Source organism: Saprospiraceae bacterium (genome assembly GCA_016714025.1).
Taxonomy (GTDB): domain Bacteria; phylum Bacteroidota; class Bacteroidia; order Chitinophagales; family Saprospiraceae; genus Vicinibacter.
In genome coordinates, this window is sequence record JADJOB010000002.1 from 1,051,252 (window position 1) to 1,072,844 (window position 21,593).

Annotated in this window: 20 protein-coding genes; 14 read left to right on the top strand and 6 right to left on the bottom strand. The window is 37.1% G+C overall.

From position 1 onward, the window contains the following. Positions 1-49: 49 nt before the first annotated feature. The 3 genes from IPJ80_07395 to pheS all read right to left on the bottom strand — a co-directional run bounded on the left by IPJ80_07395 (position 50) and on the right by pheS (position 4,097). Entirely contained in the window at positions 50-1,435 is a 1,386-nt protein-coding gene (locus IPJ80_07395) for a transglycosylase SLT domain-containing protein (GenBank protein ID MBK7913310.1), read from the bottom strand. 289 nt (positions 1,436-1,724) lie between these two features. Beyond that, entirely contained in the window at positions 1,725-3,059 is a 1,335-nt protein-coding gene (locus IPJ80_07400; GenBank protein ID MBK7913311.1) for a histidine--tRNA ligase, read from the bottom strand. Positions 3,060-3,074: 15 nt separating this feature from the next. Beyond that, positions 3,075-4,097, bottom strand: a complete 1,023-nt coding sequence (gene pheS, locus IPJ80_07405) for a phenylalanine--tRNA ligase subunit alpha (GenBank protein MBK7913312.1) — start codon at positions 4,095-4,097, stop codon at positions 3,075-3,077. 64 nt (positions 4,098-4,161) lie between these two features. Between pheS and IPJ80_07410 the strand changes: the two genes are divergently transcribed. Further along, complete coding sequence (locus IPJ80_07410) at positions 4,162-5,445, top strand: O-antigen ligase family protein (GenBank protein ID MBK7913313.1); 1,284 nt, start codon at positions 4,162-4,164, stop codon at positions 5,443-5,445. 67 nt (positions 5,446-5,512) lie between these two features. Here the strand turns inward: IPJ80_07410 and IPJ80_07415 are convergent, their stop codons facing one another. The 3 genes from IPJ80_07415 to IPJ80_07425 are packed head-to-tail and all read right to left on the bottom strand — an operon-like array spanning position 5,513 to position 8,039. Beyond that, the gene (locus IPJ80_07415; protein ID MBK7913314.1) at positions 5,513-5,806 is read right to left on the bottom strand and encodes a hypothetical protein; all 294 of its coding nucleotides are present in this window, start codon (positions 5,804-5,806) and stop codon (positions 5,513-5,515) included. Positions 5,807-5,834: 28 nt separating this feature from the next. Beyond that, entirely contained in the window at positions 5,835-7,142 is a 1,308-nt protein-coding gene (locus tag IPJ80_07420; GenBank protein ID MBK7913315.1) for an ester cyclase, read from the bottom strand. 27 nt (positions 7,143-7,169) lie between these two features. Then, on the bottom strand, positions 7,170-8,039 hold the full coding sequence (locus IPJ80_07425; protein MBK7913316.1) for a nuclear transport factor 2 family protein: 870 nt from the start codon (positions 8,037-8,039) through the stop codon (positions 7,170-7,172). A gap of 203 nt (positions 8,040-8,242) precedes the next feature. Here IPJ80_07425 and IPJ80_07430 point away from each other — a divergent pair, with 203 nt between their 5' ends. From IPJ80_07430 to IPJ80_07490, 13 genes are all read left to right on the top strand, one after another. After that, positions 8,243-8,659: an SET domain-containing protein-lysine N-methyltransferase gene (locus IPJ80_07430; protein ID MBK7913317.1), complete on the top strand. Its 417-nt coding sequence runs from the start codon at positions 8,243-8,245 to the stop codon at positions 8,657-8,659. 103 nt (positions 8,660-8,762) lie between these two features. Next, the gene (locus IPJ80_07435) at positions 8,763-9,839 is read left to right on the top strand and encodes a hypothetical protein (GenBank protein ID MBK7913318.1); all 1,077 of its coding nucleotides are present in this window, start codon (positions 8,763-8,765) and stop codon (positions 9,837-9,839) included. 29 nt (positions 9,840-9,868) lie between these two features. Further along, on the top strand, positions 9,869-10,405 hold the full coding sequence (locus IPJ80_07440) for an ArsR family transcriptional regulator (GenBank protein MBK7913319.1): 537 nt from the start codon (positions 9,869-9,871) through the stop codon (positions 10,403-10,405). Between the two features lie 2 nt (positions 10,406-10,407). Beyond that, complete coding sequence (locus IPJ80_07445) at positions 10,408-11,697, top strand: nucleotide sugar dehydrogenase (protein ID MBK7913320.1); 1,290 nt, start codon at positions 10,408-10,410, stop codon at positions 11,695-11,697. Positions 11,698-11,709: 12 nt separating this feature from the next. Further along, complete coding sequence (locus IPJ80_07450) at positions 11,710-13,014, top strand: UDP-glucose/GDP-mannose dehydrogenase family protein (protein MBK7913321.1); 1,305 nt, start codon at positions 11,710-11,712, stop codon at positions 13,012-13,014. A gap of 27 nt (positions 13,015-13,041) precedes the next feature. Beyond that, positions 13,042-14,172: a DegT/DnrJ/EryC1/StrS family aminotransferase gene (locus IPJ80_07455; GenBank protein MBK7913322.1), complete on the top strand. Its 1,131-nt coding sequence runs from the start codon at positions 13,042-13,044 to the stop codon at positions 14,170-14,172. Between the two features lie 3 nt (positions 14,173-14,175). Continuing rightward, positions 14,176-14,751 carry an N-acetyltransferase gene (locus tag IPJ80_07460; protein MBK7913323.1) on the top strand — a complete coding sequence of 192 codons (576 nt, stop codon included), beginning with the start codon at positions 14,176-14,178 and terminating at the stop codon, positions 14,749-14,751. After that, a complete protein-coding gene (locus tag IPJ80_07465) occupies positions 14,748-15,683 on the top strand; it encodes a Gfo/Idh/MocA family oxidoreductase (GenBank protein ID MBK7913324.1) in 936 nt (311 codons plus the stop codon). Before IPJ80_07460 ends, IPJ80_07465 begins: the two co-directional genes overlap by 4 nt. A gap of 6 nt (positions 15,684-15,689) precedes the next feature. After that, entirely contained in the window at positions 15,690-16,691 is a 1,002-nt protein-coding gene (locus tag IPJ80_07470) for an N-acetylneuraminate synthase family protein (protein ID MBK7913325.1), read from the top strand. Beyond that, on the top strand, positions 16,681-17,847 hold the full coding sequence (neuC, locus tag IPJ80_07475) for a UDP-N-acetylglucosamine 2-epimerase (hydrolyzing) (protein MBK7913326.1): 1,167 nt from the start codon (positions 16,681-16,683) through the stop codon (positions 17,845-17,847). Before IPJ80_07470 ends, neuC begins: the two co-directional genes overlap by 11 nt. Beyond that, on the top strand, positions 17,844-18,797 hold the full coding sequence (locus IPJ80_07480) for a hypothetical protein (protein ID MBK7913327.1): 954 nt from the start codon (positions 17,844-17,846) through the stop codon (positions 18,795-18,797). The genes neuC and IPJ80_07480 overlap by 4 nt, the downstream gene beginning before the upstream one ends. Before the next feature lies 1 nt (position 18,798). Further along, on the top strand, positions 18,799-19,494 hold the full coding sequence (locus tag IPJ80_07485; protein ID MBK7913328.1) for an acylneuraminate cytidylyltransferase family protein: 696 nt from the start codon (positions 18,799-18,801) through the stop codon (positions 19,492-19,494). Further along, positions 19,491-21,593 carry a bi-domain-containing oxidoreductase gene (locus tag IPJ80_07490; protein MBK7913329.1) on the top strand — a complete coding sequence of 701 codons (2,103 nt, stop codon included), beginning with the start codon at positions 19,491-19,493 and terminating at the stop codon, positions 21,591-21,593. Before IPJ80_07485 ends, IPJ80_07490 begins: the two co-directional genes overlap by 4 nt.

A 21,593-nucleotide genomic window follows, 5' to 3' on the forward strand; every position in this document is an offset into this window, starting at 1 on the left:
CTGCGTTGTAAACTGAATTTCCTGAAAAAAGGATGCACGAATTTGCGTCTTAATCCTTGCTTAAGCTGGGTTCAAGGCCCAAAACATTTGATTTGGACGGGTAGATTTTTAGAACGGTACCCGTTAATAGTTCCTTTGACGGATTTAGTTCATTCCAGCTCAGGAGGTCTTCCAATTCAACCTGATAGAAGTCGGCGATTTCCGAAAGGGATTCCCGTGTCTTTACCAGATGGCGAAGTAATTGCTGGTTTGAATCCTTTTTATAATCGGTCTTTTTTTTAATATCTTTAATAGAAGCAGACTCAAATGCCAGATTTATTGAACTTGGATTTTGAATGGAGATGTTGTCTGGTGAAAAAATAAAAGGCCTGTTGAAGGATATGATTTCATGATCAGGCATTGCATCTTCCATCAGTCGTGCTTCATCCAAAACAGGATTAAATTTATTTTGAAAGCGGTAATAATCTACAAATTCAACCATCAGGCTATCCGGTAAACTGACGGATGAACCGCTGTTTAATCCGGGAATGCTAAATCGTTTGTAGGATGGATTGAGACTTAGAAACAGCTCTTTCTTAATGCTGGTTTTCTTAAATAAATCCCGAAGATTGACTTCCTTATAAATTTTAGCAAAGGTTATTTTTTCGTCTGGAAATTCTTCGATAACCGGTACAATGTTATGTTCCGGGTAATATTTCATAAAGTAACTGGCGCCAATAAAAGCCGGTACAAAGAGTTGTGTTTGGCGTGGTAAAAGCTTTTTAATTCCCCAAAAGTCAGTGGCTTTACTGGATTCGAGTAAATCTTTTACCTTGTATTCCCCACAGTTGTAGGCAGCTATGACCAAAGACCAGTCATTAAACATGGCATACAAATTTTTAAAATACAGGGCAGCTGCCTGAGTTGCTAAAACAGGATCTAAGCGTTGGTCCACCTTAGCATCAACCCGTAATTTAAGGATCCGGGCCGTTGCGGGCATTAATTGCCAGATTCCTGCAGCCCCAACGTAGGATTTTGCATCCAGCTGGAGTGCAGATTCTACAATGGTCAGGTATTTAAGGTCAGTTGGAAGGTTGTTTTCGGTAAAAATCCGGTCAATCAACGGAAAATAGTTTTCAGTCCGTTTAAGGATTTCGAGGGTAGCTGCCTTATTTCGGCCAACAAATCGTTTAACCTGATCCAGCACATCCTCTTCAATACGGAGGGAGACCAGACAGTCCATGGACTCCAGGCGTGAGCGTACTTCCTCTTCGTAAAATTCAGGTTTATTTCCAAGCAAACTCAATATTCCTGTAGCCTTCAACCCCTGATGGGAATTGGCATTGTGCGATAATAGCACAAACAGGAATACAATGAATATGGATGAAAGCTTGTTCATGGAAAAATGCCGTAATTTCTTAAATCGAACCGTAGTCCCTTCTTCGATCGTATACAAATATAATCAAATACATATACTTAACCGCAGAAGGATCACAAAGGTACGAATATTATTGAAAACGAAACGTTAACACGCTAAATATAATGTTAATATATATTATAATTATATTTAATATGTTTTTAGTTCTGCTCTTATAAACTTCAGAATCCGTGGTTTTAGTGTGTTTGAAGAAATATTTAAGACATTTTTAGGAATTCAAAATGTATGTGTTTGTTTCGAGAGAAACCTGCTAGGTTTGAGACCCCGGAAATCCCAATTAAAAATGATTTCGGTGCTTCAAATTAAATTATTGGGCAATGTAATTGGCAAGCATATCAAAAGAAACACGTTCCTGAACTCCAGTGAACTGATTTTTTACAAGGGCTGTGTGGCTTTGGCGTTCTTCTTCTCCAATGATAATCACATAAGGTACTGCCAATTTTTCAGCATGCGAAAATTGTTTTTTAATCTTGGTTGGTTCCGGATAAACTTCAACAGGTATCCCAAAAGAACGAATGCTTCCAGCACATTCAAAAGCTACTTGTAAACAAGCTTCATCCAAACTAATAAAGAGTGCTCGCACTGCCTGGGAAATTTCTATCGGAAATAAATTTTGTTCTTCTAAAACGTCGTAAATCCGATCTGCTCCAAAGGAAATGCCGACTCCGGATACATCTGGCAATCCAAATACTTCGGTCAGATTATCATAGCGTCCTCCACCCCCAAGACTGCCCATTTTGACTGTGGTGGGTAATACTTCAAAAATACAGCCGGTATAATAACTTAAACCACGCGCAAGTGAAGCTGAAAATTTTAAAGTTTGACCGTAGGAATAGTTTGAATTAAAAGCAAGGATTTTTTGAAGTTCGTTTTTACCATGAATGGCAAGCTCATTAAAATTAAAATCTTCTAAATTATCTGATGCGGTAATTTTTAAAATCCAGTCTGCTTGATCCGCTGCAATGCCCAATTGCATCAGATTTTTTTTGACTTCTTCTGGTCCGATTTTATCCAATTTGTCTAATTCAAGCGTCATGTTCATGAATTGATCAATGCAACCTGCTTGACTGGCTACTCCTTCCAATATTTTGCGATGATTAAAAACGATGTTGACCGGAATTTTTAAAGTGCTAAAGACCTGATCATAAATTTGAATTAATTCTGCTTCGTAGAGCAGGGAGTTTGACCCAACGACATCGGCATCGCATTGATAGAATTCACGGTATCGCCCGCGCTGCGGTCGATCGGCTCGCCAAACGGGCTGGATTTGATATCGTTTGAATGGAAAATGAATGCTGTTTTGATTCATAGCAACCACCCGTGCAAAGGGAACGGTTAAATCATACCGGAGTCCTTTTTCTGAAATAAATGGTAGGAGTTTATTTGAATTTTTTTCTTGGACAAATTCTTCCGGAGCATCTTTTAAATAATCTCCGCTGTTCACTATTTTAAATAATAACTTGTCTCCTTCATCACCGTATTTTCCAGTCAGTGTGCTTAAGTTTTCCATGGCCGGAGTTTCCAGAGCCTGATAAGCATAATTTTTAAAAACGGATTCAATCGTTTGAAAAATAAACTTCCTTCGATTGGCCTGTAAGGGTAAAAAATCACGGGTACCTTTTGCTAAAGAAGGTTTTTTCATGTTGATGAATCTTAATTAAAACTGATTTAAAAAGCGTTGATCATTTTCAAAGAAATAGCGGATGTCAGGAATTTTATGAAGCAACATCGCCTGGCGTTCGATTCCCATTCCGAAGGCAAAACCGGAATATACATCCGGGTCAATTCCACAATTGCTCAGTACAGCCGGATCGACCATGCCGCAACCCAGAATTTCCAGCCAACCGGTTCCTTTAGTGATCCGGTAATCGGTTTCGTCTTTAAGTCCCCAGTAGATATCCATTTCAGCAGAGGGCTCTGTAAAAGGAAAATACGAGGGTCGAAGTCGCATACGGACCTCAGGCCCATACATTTCTTTGGCAAAAAAGAGTAAAGTTTGCTTGAGATCGGCCATGCTGATGTTCTTATCAATATATAAACCTTCAACTTGATGAAACTGGCAATGCGAGCGGGCAGAGATGGTTTCATTGCGATAAACCCGTCCGGGAGCTAAAATTCGGATGGGAGGTTGGTTTTGCTCCATATACCGGGTTTGGACAGAGGAGGTATGGGTTCGGAGCAGCATATTTCCAAAATCGCGGAGGTAGTAGGTATCCTGCATATCCCTGGCCGGGTGGTCATCCGGTGTATTTAGGGCTGTAAAATTGTGCCAGTCATCTTCAATTTCACGATCTTCTACGATTTCAAAGCCAATTTTATTAAAAATGCCAACAATTCGTTCCAAAACTTGAGAAATCGGATGCCTGGTACCATTTGACATTAATTGTACCGGCAAACTTAAATCTAACTTGGATGCTTCGGAGGTAGTAGCAGCTGTCTTGAGGTCTTTAAATGATTCAAACCGTTCTTCGGCCAGGATTTTCGCTTCATTGACCAATTGGCCGTATTCTTTTTTTAATTCGTTGGGGATTTTGCCAATTCCGGCAAATAGAGGTTTTATCAAATTTTTTGATCCAAGAAACTGGATTCGGAATTGTTCAAGACTGGCTGCATCTTTTATTTCAAAAGACTGAATAGCTTCGATCATCCGTTTTATTTCTGCAAACCAATCCTGCGACATTGTAATTACATTTGTCGCGCAAAGGTAACTGATAAGCAAGACAATCAAAAGTTTAGCCCTTCGAATGCAAAGCTTCCTCAACTTCTTTAAAAGTCCCCGGTCTATCTCTTATGTATTTACACTGGGAATGTTATTATTTGCCATTGGAATCAGTTGGTCGCCGGCTTTACTTTCAATTGCTGTAATGATTTTAAGTATTTTGATTTTATTTCAATACGATGAAAGCAAATCCAGAATTGGCTGGAATCGTAGCTTCCTCCAAAATTTAGATAAGTTATTTCAAGAACCTTACTTAATCTGTTACCTGCTCTTTTTTGGAACTTGCATGCTGTCCGGACTCTGGTCTGAATCTTTAAAAGATTGGTATTGGTTTTCCAGAATGCTCTTGCCTTTTTTATTATTACCAATTGCATTTTATATGCATGGGAATTTAAGCAAGGATCAATGGTATTTAATTTTATATGTATTTGTGCTATCCATATTTTCTTACTCAATTTCTATTTGCATTGATTACTTCAGGCATTTTGAGGCCTATAATCTTGATTTATTAAAAGGCAAACCCATTATAAACAAGATCTCACACATTCGATTTAGTATGCTGATTGCTATCAATGCCCTATTGTGTTTTCATCTGTATCTAAAATCTGCTGGTTATCGCTATCGATTTGAAAAATATCTTGCACTGGCTTTGTTTGTTTATTTTTTCATCTTCATTCATTTAATTTCAGTCAAAACAGGAATAGCCGGCATGTACCTGGCGCTTAGCTATTATTTGATTGCGGAATTTAAAAAACAAAAAATTTGGAATACCCTCATACCTGCATTTGGAATGATCCTGTTGATCGTCTTGGCATTTATTTTTATTCCGAGTTTGCAAAATAAATTTTATTACAGCATTTGGCAAATAGGAGAATGGTCCCGGGGAAAATGGATATTATATTCTGATTTAGAACGACTGGTTTCCTGGCAAATGGGTTTGGAACTCATTAAACACGATCCATTTTTTGGTAGCGGAATCGGAGACCTCTACCAGGCCACTAGAAATACATATTTGGAATGCTTTGGATTTGAACAAGGAAAACTTCCACACAATCAATTTTTATTTAGTTGGGCGTTTACCGGAATTTTTGGATTGGTTTCATTACTCGGTATCATTTTCTACAGTGTGTTTCAAAAATCATGGCATAAAAACGATTTGATTATGAGCATTCAGGTAGTTTTAATATTCTCCTTTTTGTTTGAATATACTCTGGGTACACAAATGGGATGTGGTATGTTTGTATTTATGAGTCTTGCCTCCTGGGCCTGGATCCGTTTTGAGGGGAATTCAGAAGCAAAATCAAAGTAAAAATAAAATGAGGCCCGTGGACCTCATTTTATTTAAATTGCTTAAAAAATTACAATATGAAAAATCCTTATTTCATTATGTTCATCAAACCTTTCTGAAGTTCTTCCTGATTCATAACCGGTTGAAATTCTACCCGCGCATTAAAATTGGAAAACATGAGTTCGCCAATAGGTGGTATTTCTGATGAATCTTTCATATCAAAGAAAATGTACATGGTGCGTTGACCTCCATCGGCAGTAAAATAGGCTGCTTCTGGTTTGGTAAGTTCCATAAGTTTTCCAACAATAGTTGGTAGGCGTCCTTCAGAAAGGGCTTTATTGGAAGCGTTCACTTCCAGAGAACATCGTAGCATGGTACGCATGGCATTTGAATTTAAATGGTAAATAAAATTATTTTTTGGATTTCATTTTTGGTTTTTGTAATTGCTCGTTAAATGCAGCAGTGTCAAATTCTACTCTGCCGGATTCAATTTTATTATTCTTATCGAATGTATATACAGCCAACCATCCGAGTTTAATCTTGTTATTGGTGGCAGGTTTTCCCATAAATTTTCCTGTATTGGTTCCACTTAAAGTACCGCGAATTGTTAGTTTGTTTCCGGATATTATTATTTCGTCTAAATTGCGGTGAACGTCCGGCATTCCTGCTTTGAATGCTGAGATCCTAAGTTTGGTATCTTCAAGTGAACTTTCGTGATTTCCAAAATAGCTGGTTCCCACCGGATTCCAAAAACTTGCAAATTTGTTTACATCTCCGGCATCAGCAGCTTGCATCAGTTCATGAATGATTCTTTCTTTTTCAGCATTTGAATTGACACCCACCATCAGCTGAGCATCAAATGATTTACCATCAAATTGTACAAAACGGTTTTTAATTTTGCCCATATCATCTAGTTCATCCAAGACTAAAAAAGGAAGATTTACTTTATTTCCGGTTGGAGGACTTCCCATCATACTGCCGGTATTGGTCCCTTTAAAAATACCTTTTGTGGTTACATATTTACCATCAGTAATGAGTTCGGTGATTTCGTGTTTCATATCCGGAAAAGCTGTTTTTTGTGCGGAGAGTATTCCAATAAATGCTTGAATGGGTGAGGGTGCTGCCACAAAAGGATTCATAATCGTAAAATCTGATGCACAATAATCAGAGAATTGTGTGGTATTGCCGGCATCCATTAAAGCAAACAGTTTCCGAACAGTTTTTTCAGCCCGCATTTTGGGATCTGCATTTCCGGCTAAAAGTTGGCTTTCCAAAAGTTTTTGATCAAATTGAGTGGTAAGTGATTTGATTTTTCCTTTTCCGTTTAACTCAAACAATACGGTAATGGGCACATTTACTTTATTGTCTGTTGCTGCTTGTCCAAACATAGCTCCTTTGTTTGTTCCAGTAAATGTTCCGCGCACAGCTACCCAATTGTCATCTGCAAACCAATAACTGATCGCATGTTTCATGTCCGGATAGGCCGCTTTTAAAGTTTGGCCAACTGCTTTCCAGGCCTTTTTCACAAATGGATTTGGAGAAAAAGGAGCAATGGCCTGAAAGTCCTCGGTTAATAAATTTTCAACTGCTTCAAAATTTCCTTCATCAAGGAATGAAAAATATTCACTTACTATTTTACCTGCTTTCTTTTCCTGAGCAAGCATGCTTAGGGTACTTAAAAAAAGTACCATAATCAAATTGACAATTTTTAATTTCATGATATTTTAATTCTTAATTTTTAATTCTTAATTCTTAATTTCAACAGCCATACCATCCATTCCTTTGAAATAGCTCAATTTACCATTAGTGGCTTTGAATTGGTGTGCATAGCTGTCACTGTAATTTTTCTTATTAGATGCATTGGTATAATTTACATCTACTTTTATAAATACGTCATCACCATCTGCTAAGAACCTGCTGGGTTGAAATTTACTATACTTTATTTTGCCATTTAATTCTGTAAAAAATTTACTTACTTCTTCTTTGCCTTTAAAGGTTCTGATTTTAGAATCAAACGTACGATCGTGAATTTCAAACGTGATGTCATCATTGCAAAGGGCTAATAAACCTGGAATATCTCCTTTGCCAAAAGCTTCATAAGCTGCAGTTACCAGCATGGTATTTGGATTGTTTAAAAAGCCATATCCAATTTGACTCAGCGATGCATTTGGATTCGCACTCCAATGTGAATTGCATTTTCCTTCTGCATTTAATGTGATGATATCCATGTCATGAACATCTATTTTTTTATTGGTAGCAGGAAAATTCATAAAATTTCCAGTATTTGTACCTGTTAAATGAATTTGTAAAAAATAGCGATTGGGTCCAGCTGGAACAATAGATTGAATTTCAAACTTGGTATCTGGAAATGCATCCAGGAATACTTTGTATTGGGCGATGCTTGCTTCAATTCCTTTTATGGGTTCCGGGCCCAAAGCAAGTTCGGTATAGTCTGCGCTGCACAAAGCAGCAAATGCAGTAAAATCTTTTTGCATGATCGCGGCATATGCTTTTCGGATATTAGCTTCATCTCTGGTAAGATTGGAAGGTCCGGAACAAGCATTAAACAGTAGTATTCCGGAAATGAAGTAAGCTAAACAAGTACTGGTTTTCATTTTTTTTGTTTTAAATTTATTAGAAATATTAAGGTTTAGATGGATCATTTAAAATGAGCATTTAAATTGAAGGTATTTACGGAGTAATAATCATCTTGGATTTTGGATTTTTAAAACAAGCTTTGGTTTTTTATATTCCCTTGGTTTAAAACACTATTAAATCAATTGGATGTTTGAGTTAAAATTATTTGTAATCTTGCAGCATGTCAGCGCAAAAACTAGGATTATTAAAAGAATTGGAGAGCAATACCTTCGTCCGAATTTTACCATCTGCAATTCACGGCATCGGGGTATTTGCAATCAAGCCCATTCCAAAAGCATGCAGAGATTTTTTTTCTAAAGAGGAAGGGGAATGGACTGAATTGAGTTTCGAAGAAGTTGCAGACTTGCCGGAGTCGTCCCGAACCTTAATTGAAACTTATTGTCTATTTAATGAAACTCATTATTATGTGCCAAGCAAAGGATTTAAAGCTATGGACTTAAGTTTGTTTTTAAATCACAGCACAGAACCCAATATTAAATCCGTTAATGACGGACTTGAATTTGAGTCGCTTCGAGCTATTGAAGTTGGGGAAGAACTATTGATTGACTATGGCACCATTGTAACTTCTGACGAATAATTGGAAGGATCTGTTGAATGGGATAAAGCTACCACTTCATGTGGATAAATAAATTACGGGCTTCTACAAATTAAACTATTTTTGCATATGAATTTACCTATGCATGAATCAAAACAAGCCACAAGCTCCATCAGCTGATTATAGTACGATTAAAGACCTTGTTTTGAATGTTCGGCGCTATTTGGATGAATTTCGGCATCATCGAAAGCTGTGTTATGCATTTTTAGCGGTTGGATTGCTTTATGGTTTTTGGTTTTATTGGTCTAACCCAAAAATTTATGAAGCAGAGCTTAGTTTTATGTTGAATGAAGATCAAAACCAAGCAGGAGGACTCAGTGCCGTTTTAAGTGAATTTGGCGGATTGTTAGGTTCGCATGGAGATGAGGTCAATCTTCAAAAAATATTGGAGCTTGGTAAATCCAGAAATATAGCAGAAAAAGTCTTTTTTGATTCCTGCACTGTATTTGGGAAATCCGATTTTCTTGCAAATCACTTGATTAAAGAATTAGAAACGCATGGAAAATGGGGGGCCAAGGCATATTATTTCATTGAGAACCCATTAAAAGGATTTCAGTTTAAGCATCAACAAGTCGAAGTTTTTACCAGACTTGAAAATGCTGCCTTAAAACAATTGCATGCTTTGTTTTTATCAATGCTCACTACAGCGGTCAGTGAGAAAACAAGCATCATGAAACTTAATGTTCAGTGCACGGATGAGATGCTCGCTTATGAATTGGCAAATCGCCTGTTTGACAAAATGAGCCAGTTTTACATCAATAAAACCATTGAAAAACAGAAACAGACCTACGATGATTTGGCTTCTAAGACAGATTCACTCCGAAAACTCCTCCACAATAAACAATATGGACTGGCAGATTTGAAGGATAGTTACCGCGCAACCTGGCTACTTAAAGAAGAGGTCCCCAAGACAATTCTGGATCAGGATATTAAAATGTTACAACTTATATATGGGGAGGCATTAAAAAACAAGGAAATTGCCTCCTATGCCTTAGATCACAAGACCCCATTTATCCAAGCCATAGACTTACCCATTATGCCATTGAAAGTCAGTCGTTTAATTTTAGTTAAGTCCTTGATATTAGGGGCATTATACGGAATGTTATTGGCTTCAGTCCTCATTTTTGTTCGAAAATTCTACCAAGAGAGTATTCAAAATTAATCAAGAATGAGTAATTTTGTTGCTCAAATATGATTGAGGTTTTAATTTCTTCGAAAACCAGAATAAAGCTGTTGTTGAAGTTTTTTCTCAATAGCAGAAATACCACTTATTTGCGAAGTCTGGAATCTGAATTTGGAGAATCCAGCAATGGCATCCGACTGGAATTAAACCGGCTTGAAAAAGCAGGCCTGTTGTCCAGTGAAACCAAAGGAAATCGAAAGTACTTTAAAGCAAATACGGGTCATCCTTTATTCGATGAAATTCACAATATCTTATTGAAGCATTTAGGTATTGATCAGATTACTGAAAAAGTAATTGAGCGGCTTGGGGCAGTTGAAGAAGTTTACCTGACGGGTGATTTTAGTAAAGGGAAAGACAGTGAGATCATTGATTTAATCATAATGGGCCGTCCGGATAAAGAATATTTAGTTCAATTAGTAGACAAAGTTGAACAATTGATTCATCGCAAAATTCGTTTTTTGCTTTTTGAAAATAGAAGTGATAAAGCCATGTTCAAAATTTTAAAAGATGAAGAACCTTTATTGTTGTGGTCTGCAAAAGTTTAGATATGTATCAGGAATTATTAAATAAAGAAAAAAAATTAGCAGTTATAGGACTTGGATATGTAGGGTTGCCGCTCGCATTGAGCTTTGCAAAGAAATTTAAGGTAATCGGGTTTGATATCAATGAGGAACGGATCGAAATGATGAAGAAACACATGGATCCATCCAGAGAGTTAAGTGCAGATGCATTTAAAGATGCAGATATTGAATTTACAGATTCATTGGATATTCTTCGCCAGGCTCATTTTTATATTGTTGCAGTGCCTACACCAGTTGATGAACACAAAGTTCCGGATTTAAAACCGATACTTGGAGCATCTAAAACGATTGGTAAAGTTTTAAAAGAAGGAGATTATGTTATCTATGAATCTACCGTATATCCTGGGTGTACGGAAGAAGATTGTTTGCCTATTTTAGAGAAAGGTTCCAACTTAGTCTGCGGAATACATTTTAAAATAGGATATTCTCCGGAGCGCATCAATCCGGGTGATAAGACCCGAACACTGGAATCCATTTTAAAAATTGTATCAGGCAATGATGCAGAAGCATTGGATGAAATTGCTAAAGTTTACGGTGCAATTATTCAAGCAGGAATTTATAAAGCATCCAGCATTAAAGTTGCAGAAGCTGCAAAAGTTATAGAGAACAGTCAGCGTGACTTAAACATTTCATTTATGAATGAGCTGGCTATGATTTTTGACCGGATGGGGATTGATACACACGAGGTACTTGAAGCAGCTGGAACCAAATGGAATTTTCTGAAATTTTCACCTGGATTGGTTGGAGGTCATTGTATCGGAGTGGATCCATATTATCTTTTACATAAATCAAAACAACTGGGTTATGATCCGGAAGTTATTTTAAGCGGACGCAGAATCAATGACAGGATGCCTGCATTTATTGCAAAAAAATTGGTTCAGCTTTTAATAGGAAAGGGTAAAAATCCAAGCAATTGCAAAGTACTGATCAGTGGCATTACATTTAAAGAAAATGTATCAGATATCCGGAATTCCAAAGTTGCCGATTTGTATGATGAATTGCGTGGATATTCTGTGCAGGTAGATGTAAATGATCCCTATGCTGATCCAAATGAAGTGAAACATGAATATGGTATACAGATTAAAAAAACGCCTGATACGGATTATGATGCAGTTGTAGTAGCAGTTGCACATCAGGATTACAAAAATCTTGATATGAGTTTTTTTAAAAATCTGATGAAATCAGATCCGGTATTGGTTGACTTGAAAGGGCTTTATCCAAACCCTGGAAATGGGATGACCTATTGGAGATTATAATAAATTATTAAAATGAATATCAGCATCATAGGTACAGGATATGTAGGATTGGTTACAGGGACTTGTTTTTCAGAAACAGGAAATCAAGTGATTTGCGTAGATATAAATGCTAAAAAAGTTGAAGACTTAAAGAATGGCAAAATTCCAATTTTTGAACCCGGCCTGGAGACTTTATTTGAGCGAAATGTGGAAGAGGGTCGATTGAAATTTACGACAAGTCTTCAAGAAGCAGTGCAACATGCAGAAATCCTTTTTTTGGCACTCCCAACTCCACAGGGAGAAGATGGCGCTGCTGATTTAAGTTATGTGTTGCAAGCGAGTTCGGACATTGCAAAACTTATCACAAAATATACGGTGCTCGTTAATAAAAGTACCGTTCCGGTTGGAACAGCAGAAAAAGTGATTGAATTATTGGCAACTCAATTGGATCAAAAGCTCTTTGATGTTGTTTCAAACCCGGAATTTTTAAGGGAAGGAGTTGCTGTAGAAGATTTTATGAAACCGGATCGAGTTGTAATTGGGAGTAGTTCAACTAGAGCCAGAGATAAGATGACGGAATTGTATGAACCTTTTGTTCGACAGGGAAATCCCATCTTTCACATGGATTTACGAAGTGCAGAATTGACTAAATATGCTGCTAATGCATATCTGGCAACCCGTATCAGTTTTATGAATGAAATTGCCAATCTATGCGAACAAACGGGAGCCAATGTCGATATGGTTCGCATGGGCATGGGAAGTGACAATCGGATTGGGAAGCGATTTTTATTTCCGGGAGTTGGATATGGTGGATCTTGTTTTCCAAAAGATGTGACAGCATTACATCAAACTGCTGAACAACATCAATATCCATTCAGGATTTTAAAAGCTGTCATGGATGTAAATAAATCACAAAAGAAAATTCTTAGCAATAAAATTTTAAATCATTTTGAAAATCATTTGAAAGGTAGAAAAATTGCCTTTTGGGGATTGGCGTTTAAACCCAATACCGATGACATTCGGGAAGCTCCGGCTTTAGAGATTATAAGTGATTTGTTAGCTGCCGGTGCAAATATCAGCGTATACGATCCGGAAGCAACCCATCATGTAAAACAGGTATTTGGAGAAAAAATACATTATGCAAAAGATATGTATGAAGCCATTCAGGATGCAGATGCATTGGCATTAGTTACTGAATGGAATGTTTTTCGATCACCCGATTTTGATAAAATGAAGAATGGGATGAAATTGCCTGTCATTTTTGATGGCCGAAATGTTTTTGAACACAGTAAAATGGCCGAATTGGGTTTTAAATATTACAGTATTGGAAGACATTAATATATAAACAAAAAAATATTCGATAGTATGAAATTGCACATGGTAGATTTAGGAACCCAGTATGCTAAGATCAAACCGGAAGTAGATGCTTCCATTCAGGAAGTTTTGGATTCAAGTATATTTATTGGTGGACCGGTAGTAAATGCTTTTAAAACTAATTTAGAAAATTATTTAGGAGTAAAACATGTGATTCCTTGTGCAAATGGAACGGATGCTTTGCAAATTGCATTGATGGCACTTGGTCTGCAACCCGGAGATGAAGTAATACTCCCGGCATTTACTTATGTGGCAACTGCAGAAGTTATTGCCTTGTTGCGATTGGTTCCCGTCATGGTCGATGTGAATTTAAATGATTTTAACATCCAGCTGGATGAAATCAAAAAAAATATAGGACCTAAAACCAAAGCCATTGTGCCAGTCCATTTGTTTGGTCAATCCTCACAAATGGAAGAAATAATGGCCATCGCTAAAGAGCATAACTTGTATGTTGTTGAAGACAATGCTCAAGCTATTGGTTCTGATTATTATAACCAAAACGGAACGAAACAGAAAGCAGGAACCATTGGACATATTGGTTGCACTTCTTTTTTTCCATCAAAAAATCTTGGATGTTATGGTGATGGAGGTGCAATGTTTACCAATGATGACGCATTGGCAGAGCAAATTCGGATGATAGCCAATCACGGTCAGGGATCTGTAAGGTATTATCATGATGTCGTCGGTGTGAATTCAAGATTAGATGCCATTCAGGCAGCCATCCTTAATGTAAAATTAAAATATTTAAATTCCTATGCAAAAGCCCGGGTTGCTGTAGCAGATTATTATGATGCTGGTTTTAAAGAACTTCCGATGCTTATTACACCCTATCGAGCAAAGCATTCAAGCCATGTATTTCATCAATATACCATGCGAATCACCAATGGAAAGCGTGATGAATTAAAAGCTTATTTGGATTCAATTCAAATCCCCAATGCAATTTATTATCCTGTACCGCTGTATGAACAAAAGGCATATAAAGCTTTTAAAGGAAATGTAAACCAATTGGCTATCACAGAAATATTATGCAAGGAAGTACTTTCGTTGCCTATGCATACTGAATTGAATAATGAAATGCTTGATTATATAATTAATCACGTCAAAAAATTTTTAACTTCTTAAATTATGGGAGGCTATTTTGCGCATCCAACTGCAGTAATTGATGCAGATTGCTCAATAGGTGATGGAACCAAGATCTGGCATTTTTCACATATTATGTCCAATTGTATCATTGGAAAAAATTGCAACCTGGGACAGAATGTAGTGATTTCACCCGGTGTCGAATTGGGTCCTAATGTAAAAGTGCAAAACAATGTTTCAATATATACCGGTGTGATTTGTGAAGAGGATGTTTTTTTAGGACCTTCGATGGTTTTCACTAATGTAATCAATCCAAGATCCGCTGTAAACCGGAGGGATCAATATTTAAAAACACGGGTTAAGCGCGGAGCATCTATTGGTGCGAATGCTACCATCGTATGTGGAAATGACATTGGTGAATATGCATTTATCGGAGCGGGCGCAGTAGTAACCAAAGAAGTACCCGATTATGCACTGGTGATTGGAAATCCTGCGAGACAAACAGGTTGGATGAGTTCATATGGTCACAAATTACAGTTTGATCGTGATGGAATTGCTGTTTGTCCGGAATCAGGAGAGCGCTATAAATTGGAAGACCGAAAAGTTATAAAATTATCATGAAACGATTTGCATTGATCGGTGCCGGTGGTTACGTTGCACCCAGGCATATGAAGGCCATTAAGGAAACTGGACACACAATGATTGCTGCTATGGATAAAAATGATTCCGTTGGAATCATGGACTCTTATTTTCCTGAAGCTGATTTTTTTACTGAATTTGAACGATTTGACCGGCATCTCTATAAGTTAAAACGCAAAGGAGAAGGGATGGACTATTTGTCTGTATGTTCTCCAAATTATTTGCACGATGCACACATTCGTTTTGGATTGCGTATGGGAGCAGATGTAATTTGTGAGAAACCCTTGGTGTTAAATCCATGGAATATAGATGCTTTAAAAGAGATGGAATCAGAAACAGGTCAGAAAGTCAATACGATCTTGCAATTAAGAGTGCATCCCAAGGTAATTGAATTGAGAACGAAACTATTAAGCGAAGTTTATAGTAAGAAGCATCAGGTAGATCTAATTTATATTACATCCCGTGGAAAGTGGTATCATTCGTCCTGGAAAGGGGATATCAGTAAATCAGGTGGAATCGCGACTAACATTGGAGTTCATTTTTATGATTTACTTTCCTGGCTATTTGGTGAAGTTAAACAAAATATAGTCCATTTAATAACTGAAGATCGGGTGGCCGGAATGATAGAATACGAACGTGCAAATGTTCGTTATTTTTTAAGTATCAATGAAAATGCATTGCCAGATACAATTCGGGCCAGCGGAAAGAAAACCTATCGTTGCTTAGAAATTAATGGTTCGGAATTTGAATTTAGTGAAGGATTTACTGATTTGCATACATTATCTTATCAGGAAATTTTAAATGGTAACGGATTTGGTTTAGAGGAATCCAGAGCTTCTATTCAAACGGTTTATGAGATTCGAAACAAGCAAGCCATTGGATTGGTTGGTGATTATCATCCATTAGCTAAATAAATTAAAATGAAAACCCAACTCATTGCTGAAATTGCTCAAGCGCACGATGGTAGTTTGGGAATTTTACATTCATTTATTGATGCCCTGGCAGAAACGGGTGTTCAAACAATAAAATTTCAGATCCATAATGCTGAAGCAGAGAGCAGTGAATTTGAAAAATTTAGAATTCCTTTTTCTTATGTTGATAAGACCCGTAAAGATTATTGGAAGCGGATGGAATTTAGTTTCGAGCAATGGCAGGATATTAAAAGACATGTGGAAGAAAATGACATGGAATTTTTAGCAACGCCCTTTTCAATTGCTGCAGTCGAAATGCTTGAAAGGCTCCAAGTAAACCGGTATAAAGTTGGTTCGGGGGATGTTAGTAATTTATTATTGCTTGATCGGATTGCACAAACCGGAAAACCCATACTTCTTTCGAGTGGTATGAGTGATTGGAAGGAATTGGAGCATTCCGTAAATTTTTTAAAAGCATTTCAATCTGAGCTTAGTGTAATGCAATGCACGAGTTTGTATCCTTGTCCACCGGAAAAAACTGGTTTGCATTTGATACCGGAAATGAAACAACGTTTTGGGGTGCCGGTTGGTTATTCTGATCATTCCGGAACCATTTATGCTGGAACTTGCGCAGTCGCATTAGGAGCTGAATTATTGGAATTTCACGTTTGTTTTGACAAACGCATGTTTGGTCCCGATGCAATTGCCTCATTAACTATTGAAGAAGTTGGACAATTGGTGGAGTCTGTAGAATTTGTTGAAAACGCTTGCATACAAACAGGATTAAAAGATGCTTCCGATCAATTCAATGAAATGCGAACTTTGTTTGGTAAGTCGCTTGCAACCAGAAAGCAATTGGATGCCGGCCATGTAATACTAAAATCAGATTTAGAAAGCAAAAAACCTGCAGGATATGGAATTCCAACTTCTGAATTCCAAAAATTAATTGGTAAAAAATTAATTCATGGCTTGCATGCTAATCAATTTATAAACTGGTCCGATGTCGAATAAAGAAATACGCAAAATTTGCGTGGTTATAACAGCAAGACCTAGTTACAGCAGGATTAAATCGGCTTTGACTGCCATTCAAAATCATAAGGATCTTGAATTGCAATTGGTGGTGGCAGCATCTGCCCTACTGGACCGATATGGTAAAGCATTTGAATACATCGAACAAGATGGATTTCGCATTGCTGCTAAAGTTTTTAATGTACTGGAAGGCGAAAATCTTACAGCACAAGCTAAAACAACGGGCTTGGGAATTCTTGAACTTGCAACAGTGTTTGAAAATCTTAAACCCGATGCGGTTGTCACAATTGCTGATCGATTTGAAACTATGGCTACTGCAGTTGCTGCAAGTTATATGAACATTCCTTTAATTCATATACAAGGTGGAGAAGTAACAGGAAGCATTGATGAAAAAGTTAGACACGCAATTACAAAACTTGCAGACCTTCATTTAGTAGCATCTGAAGATGCCTACCAGCGTGTGATTAAATTGGGAGAATCAGTAGAATCCGTAGTCGTAACAGGCTGTCCTTCTTTGGATATTGCATTAGATGTTATACAACAAGAAACATGCATTTTTGATCCATTATCAAAATATGGTGGAGTCGGGACCGATCGGTTTAATCCGGATGATTTTGTAGTTGTATTGCAACATCCAGTCACAACAGAATATCATGAAGCGCGTTCACAAATTGAAATCAGCTTACAAGCCATTAAAGCTTTAGACAAATCCTGTCTGTGGTTTTGGCCAAATGTTGATGCAGGTTCAGATGGAACATCTAAAGGAATTCGGGCGTTTCGAGAAAAGTATCCCGATTCTAAGATCCATTTCTTTAAAAATATGGAACCCGCGGATTTTTTAAGGCTTTTATTATCGTGTAAATGCCTGATTGGAAATTCAAGTGTGGGCATCCGTGAAAGTTCGTTTTTAGGAATTCCAGTAGTAGATATCGGAAGCAGACAAGCAGGACGGTCACGTGGGGCCAATGTCTTACATGTTGAATACAACCAGGAAGAAATAGTAAAGGCAATCCAATTCCAGATAAATCATGGCAAGTATAAACCGGAATTTATTTATGGAGATGGGAAAGCTGGTGTTCGAATTGCAGAAGCTTTAGCGAGCTTGCCGCTTACATTTGATAAAAAAATCAGCTATTGAATTTAAAATTAAAACCGGTAGTGTGGGTAGCTGAACCAAACGAACTAGCTATCAAAAGCAAACAATTGTTGGAATTGAAATTTGACGTGGTTTATCAAAAAATAACTGCTTCAGATTTAAAACAGGTGTTTGCGCAATGCGATGTATTATTTTTTAAACTTGCTTTTAGAATTCATGAAAGCAATTTAGATCCTCATCAACGATGTAAAATTATTGCGACTCCTGTCACTGGATTGGATCATATTGACCTGACAGCATGTAATAGAAATAATATTCGGGTCATTAGTTTAAAAGGAGCAACTGATTTTTTAAAAGGAATTCGTGCAACTGCAGAGCATACAATGGCTTTGATGTTGTGTTTAATACGGAATATTGTTCCGGCAGCAAACCATGTAAGTTCAAATCAATTTAACAGGAATGCATTCAAGGGAACTGAATTATACCAAAAGACTTTGGGCATCATTGGCTACGGTCGATTGGGAAAAATTGTGGCAGAGTATGCCATTGCTTTTGATATGAAAATTTGTTGTTTTGAAATCGATGAATCAAAACACATCCATCATAATAAGATTCAATTTTGTGAATTAGATACTTTGTTAGCCGAGTCAGATATTATTAGCATACACATTGATTTGAATGAAGGAAATGAAGGATTTATTAATAAAGCGTTCTTTTCTAAGATAAAAAAAGGAGCTTTTCTGATCAACACGTCTAGAGGAAATCTTGTCATTGAAGAGGATCTCGTTGATGCTTTGACATCAGGTCATCTTGCAGGTGCTGCATTGGATGTGGTGAGAAATGAACCTGAAATTCAATTCAATGATCCCTTGTATCATTATCAGAAACAGCATGATAATTTGATTATCACACCGCATATAGGAGGATTAACAGTAGAATCCTCGGAAAAAACGGAGGCATATATTATTGATCAAATCATAGCAAGTTTTTGATATGAGTAAAGTATTAGGCATCGTTCCCGCCCGTTCTGGATCAAAAAGAGTCCCTGGAAAAAATATGCGCTTGCTTAATGGAAAACCCTTGTTAAGTTATGCATTGGATGCTGCTTTAAATTCCAAAAAATTGACAGCAATTGCTGTAAGTTCTGATGATGAAACCATCTTGAATTCTGCAGGACAGTATCATTCAAAAATACTTTGCATTCAAAGACCCGAATCTCTATCCACGGATCAATCCACCGCACTGGAATACACGCAGCATGCACTGGATTTTCTGGAAAAACATAATTCCTTACATTTTGATCTTATTGTCATCATTCAGGTTACCAGTCCTTTTACAATAAGTGACGACATTGATTCAGTTATTGAATGCCTTGAAGCTAGCAAAGCCGATTGTGCAGCAAGCGTCAGAAGGGTCCCGCATGACCTTCATCCTATTAAATTTAAACGAATCGAACACGGATTATTAGTTCCTTTGGTGGAAGCAGAAAATGGTCGTATGGCAGCCCATCAATTAGAGCCCGTGTATGTTCGGAATGGGGCTGTTTATGCATCAAGGATTGAGTTGATTCAAAAAAACCAATTATTAAATGAAAACTGTGCCGCTTTTATAATGCCTGACGAACGTTCGTTAGATATTAATACAGAAATGGATTTGCGATTTGCCCAATTTTTAATGCAGTCATTATGAAGTTATTAATGCAAAGTCTTAAATCCGGTGAAACATTTTTTGAAGAAATTCCAAAACCGGTAGCAGGTAAAAATTTTGTACTTGTAGAGTCTGTGTGTTCTTTAGTTTCTCCCGGCACGGAGCGAATGCTGGTACAATTTGGAAAGTCAAATTGGATCCAAAAAATAGCACAACAACCTGAAAAATTTAAACAGTTGGTTCAAAAAATTCAAACCGACGGTTTTCTTAATACGTATAAAGCAGTTGAAGCTAAATTGGACCAGGCAATTCCATTGGGATATTCAAATGTTGGAATTATTCGGGAAGTTGGTGCTGGTGTCCATGAATTTAAAATTGGAGATCGAGTTGTTTGCAACGGATTTCACTCGGAATATAATGTCATTTCTAAAAATTTATGCGCCAAAATACCGGATTCTGTTTCAAATGAAGATGCTGCAATGACCTTGCTTGCTGCAATTGCTTTGCAAGGAATCCGGTTGGCTGATGTTGAGTTGGGAGAACGGGTCGTAGTCATGGGTTTGGGTTTGATTGGCTTGTTGGCGTGTCAGATTCTAAAAGCCAATGGATGTGAGGTAATTGGTATGGATGTTTCTAATGATTCTATAGAACTAGCCCGACAATTCGGCATACGGGCATTGAATAGCAGCATCCACAAACCAGGAGAATTATTTCAATCTGAATTTAAAGGAATAGGAGCAGATGCGGTGATCATAACAGCAAGTGCAAAACAAGATTTGATTAATGATGCTGCAGCATTGTGCAGAATACGTGGTCGGATCATTTTAATCGGTCTTGTTGGAAATGAAATCAGCCGTGATTTGTTTTATAAAAAAGAACTTACTTTTCAAGTAGCATGCAGTTATGGTCCCGGAAGATATGATCCAGAATTCGAGGATAAAGCAATCGATTACCCCATTGGCTTTGTAAGATGGACTGAGAAGCGCAATATGGAAGCAATCCTGCAATTGATGGAACAGGGTCAACTGCAATTAAGTCCACTAGTGAAACAACGCGTTTCCTTTGATCAAGTGATCCAATCGTATTATACGAATTTAGATCAATTGAAATATGCTAATTTAATTGATTACCAAACTGGGAGTCCTTTAAAAGATCGTCAGACAATTTTTTTGAATTCAGATCAAGATCGCAAAGGTCCATTCAGAATTGGGGTGATTGGTTCTGGGAATTTTTGTTCATCCATTATTTTGCCGGAACTTAAAAAATTTCCAGTTGAATTGATCACATTATGCAGCAGTCGCCCCAATGCAGGTCAACTTGCAAAAAAATTTGGATTCCAAAATATCAGTTCTGAACTGGATGCTGTGATTCTAAATCCAGACATTAATTTAGTGATCATAGCAAACAGACACCACGCTCATGCCAGTTTGATTATTAAATGTCTGGAAGCCGGAAAACAAGTGTTTGTTGAAAAACCGCTGTGCATCGTAAGAGAAGATCTTAATAAAATTCAGACTTCCTATAATGACAATAGCAGACTTGCTATAGGTTATAACAGACGATTTGCGCCAACAATTACCAAGGTTTGCAATTTAATTAAAGGAGTCGAAAACCAATTGAGTATAAATTATGTAATTAATGCCGGATATATTGATCCAAAGCATTGGGTACAGGATCCTGAAATTGGAGGAGGAAGAATACTTGGTGAAGTTTGTCATTTTATTGACCTCTGTAATTTCCTTACAAAATCTAATGTAATTGCTTTGAATACAATCTCCATGGGTAGAGAAACAAGTAGTCAGTTAGCAGATACCTTGAGCATCCAATTGAAATATGCAAATGGGAGCATAGCAACCATACAATATCTGAGCAATGGGTCGAAGCAACTAGAGAAAGAAACTATTCAAGTATTTTTTACAAATAAAGTAATTGAACTCCATAATTTTAAACGAATCAGAAATTTTGGAATTAGTTCTCCATTTAATTTATTTCAAACACAAGATAAAGGCTATTACCATCAATTCAAGGAATTGTTCAATCCTGATTCTGATTATTTTAATAAAAAGTATTTTAAAGAAGTATGCCATGTTAGTACCTTGTGTTTTGATATCATTGATCAACTTCAAGGAAAGAATCAATAG

Bases quoted from the DNA above. Each gene is read 5' to 3' on its own strand.
- IPJ80_07400 (MBK7913311.1), bottom strand. From the start codon at position 3,059: ATGAAAAAACCTTCTTTAGCAAAAGGTACCCGTGATTTTTTACCCTTA.
- pheS (MBK7913312.1), bottom strand. From the start codon at position 4,097: ATGTCGCAGGATTGGTTTGCAGAAATAAAACGGATGATCGAAGCTATT.
- IPJ80_07410 (MBK7913313.1), top strand. From the start codon at position 4,162: ATGCAAAGCTTCCTCAACTTCTTTAAAAGTCCCCGGTCTATCTCTTAT.
- IPJ80_07415 (MBK7913314.1), bottom strand. From the start codon at position 5,806: ATGCGTACCATGCTACGATGTTCTCTGGAAGTGAACGCTTCCAATAAA.
- IPJ80_07420 (MBK7913315.1), bottom strand. From the start codon at position 7,142: ATGAAATTAAAAATTGTCAATTTGATTATGGTACTTTTTTTAAGTACC.
- IPJ80_07425 (MBK7913316.1), bottom strand. From the start codon at position 8,039: ATGAAAACCAGTACTTGTTTAGCTTACTTCATTTCCGGAATACTACTG.
- IPJ80_07430 (MBK7913317.1), top strand. From the start codon at position 8,243: ATGTCAGCGCAAAAACTAGGATTATTAAAAGAATTGGAGAGCAATACC.
- IPJ80_07435 (MBK7913318.1), top strand. From the start codon at position 8,763: ATGAATCAAAACAAGCCACAAGCTCCATCAGCTGATTATAGTACGATT.
- IPJ80_07440 (MBK7913319.1), top strand. From the start codon at position 9,869: ATGATTGAGGTTTTAATTTCTTCGAAAACCAGAATAAAGCTGTTGTTG.
- IPJ80_07445 (MBK7913320.1), top strand. From the start codon at position 10,408: ATGTATCAGGAATTATTAAATAAAGAAAAAAAATTAGCAGTTATAGGA.
- IPJ80_07450 (MBK7913321.1), top strand. From the start codon at position 11,710: ATGAATATCAGCATCATAGGTACAGGATATGTAGGATTGGTTACAGGG.
- IPJ80_07455 (MBK7913322.1), top strand. From the start codon at position 13,042: ATGAAATTGCACATGGTAGATTTAGGAACCCAGTATGCTAAGATCAAA.
- IPJ80_07460 (MBK7913323.1), top strand. From the start codon at position 14,176: ATGGGAGGCTATTTTGCGCATCCAACTGCAGTAATTGATGCAGATTGC.
- IPJ80_07465 (MBK7913324.1), top strand. From the start codon at position 14,748: ATGAAACGATTTGCATTGATCGGTGCCGGTGGTTACGTTGCACCCAGG.
- IPJ80_07470 (MBK7913325.1), top strand. From the start codon at position 15,690: ATGAAAACCCAACTCATTGCTGAAATTGCTCAAGCGCACGATGGTAGT.
- neuC (MBK7913326.1), top strand. From the start codon at position 16,681: ATGTCGAATAAAGAAATACGCAAAATTTGCGTGGTTATAACAGCAAGA.
- IPJ80_07485 (MBK7913328.1), top strand. From the start codon at position 18,799: ATGAGTAAAGTATTAGGCATCGTTCCCGCCCGTTCTGGATCAAAAAGA.
- IPJ80_07490 (MBK7913329.1), top strand. From the start codon at position 19,491: ATGAAGTTATTAATGCAAAGTCTTAAATCCGGTGAAACATTTTTTGAA.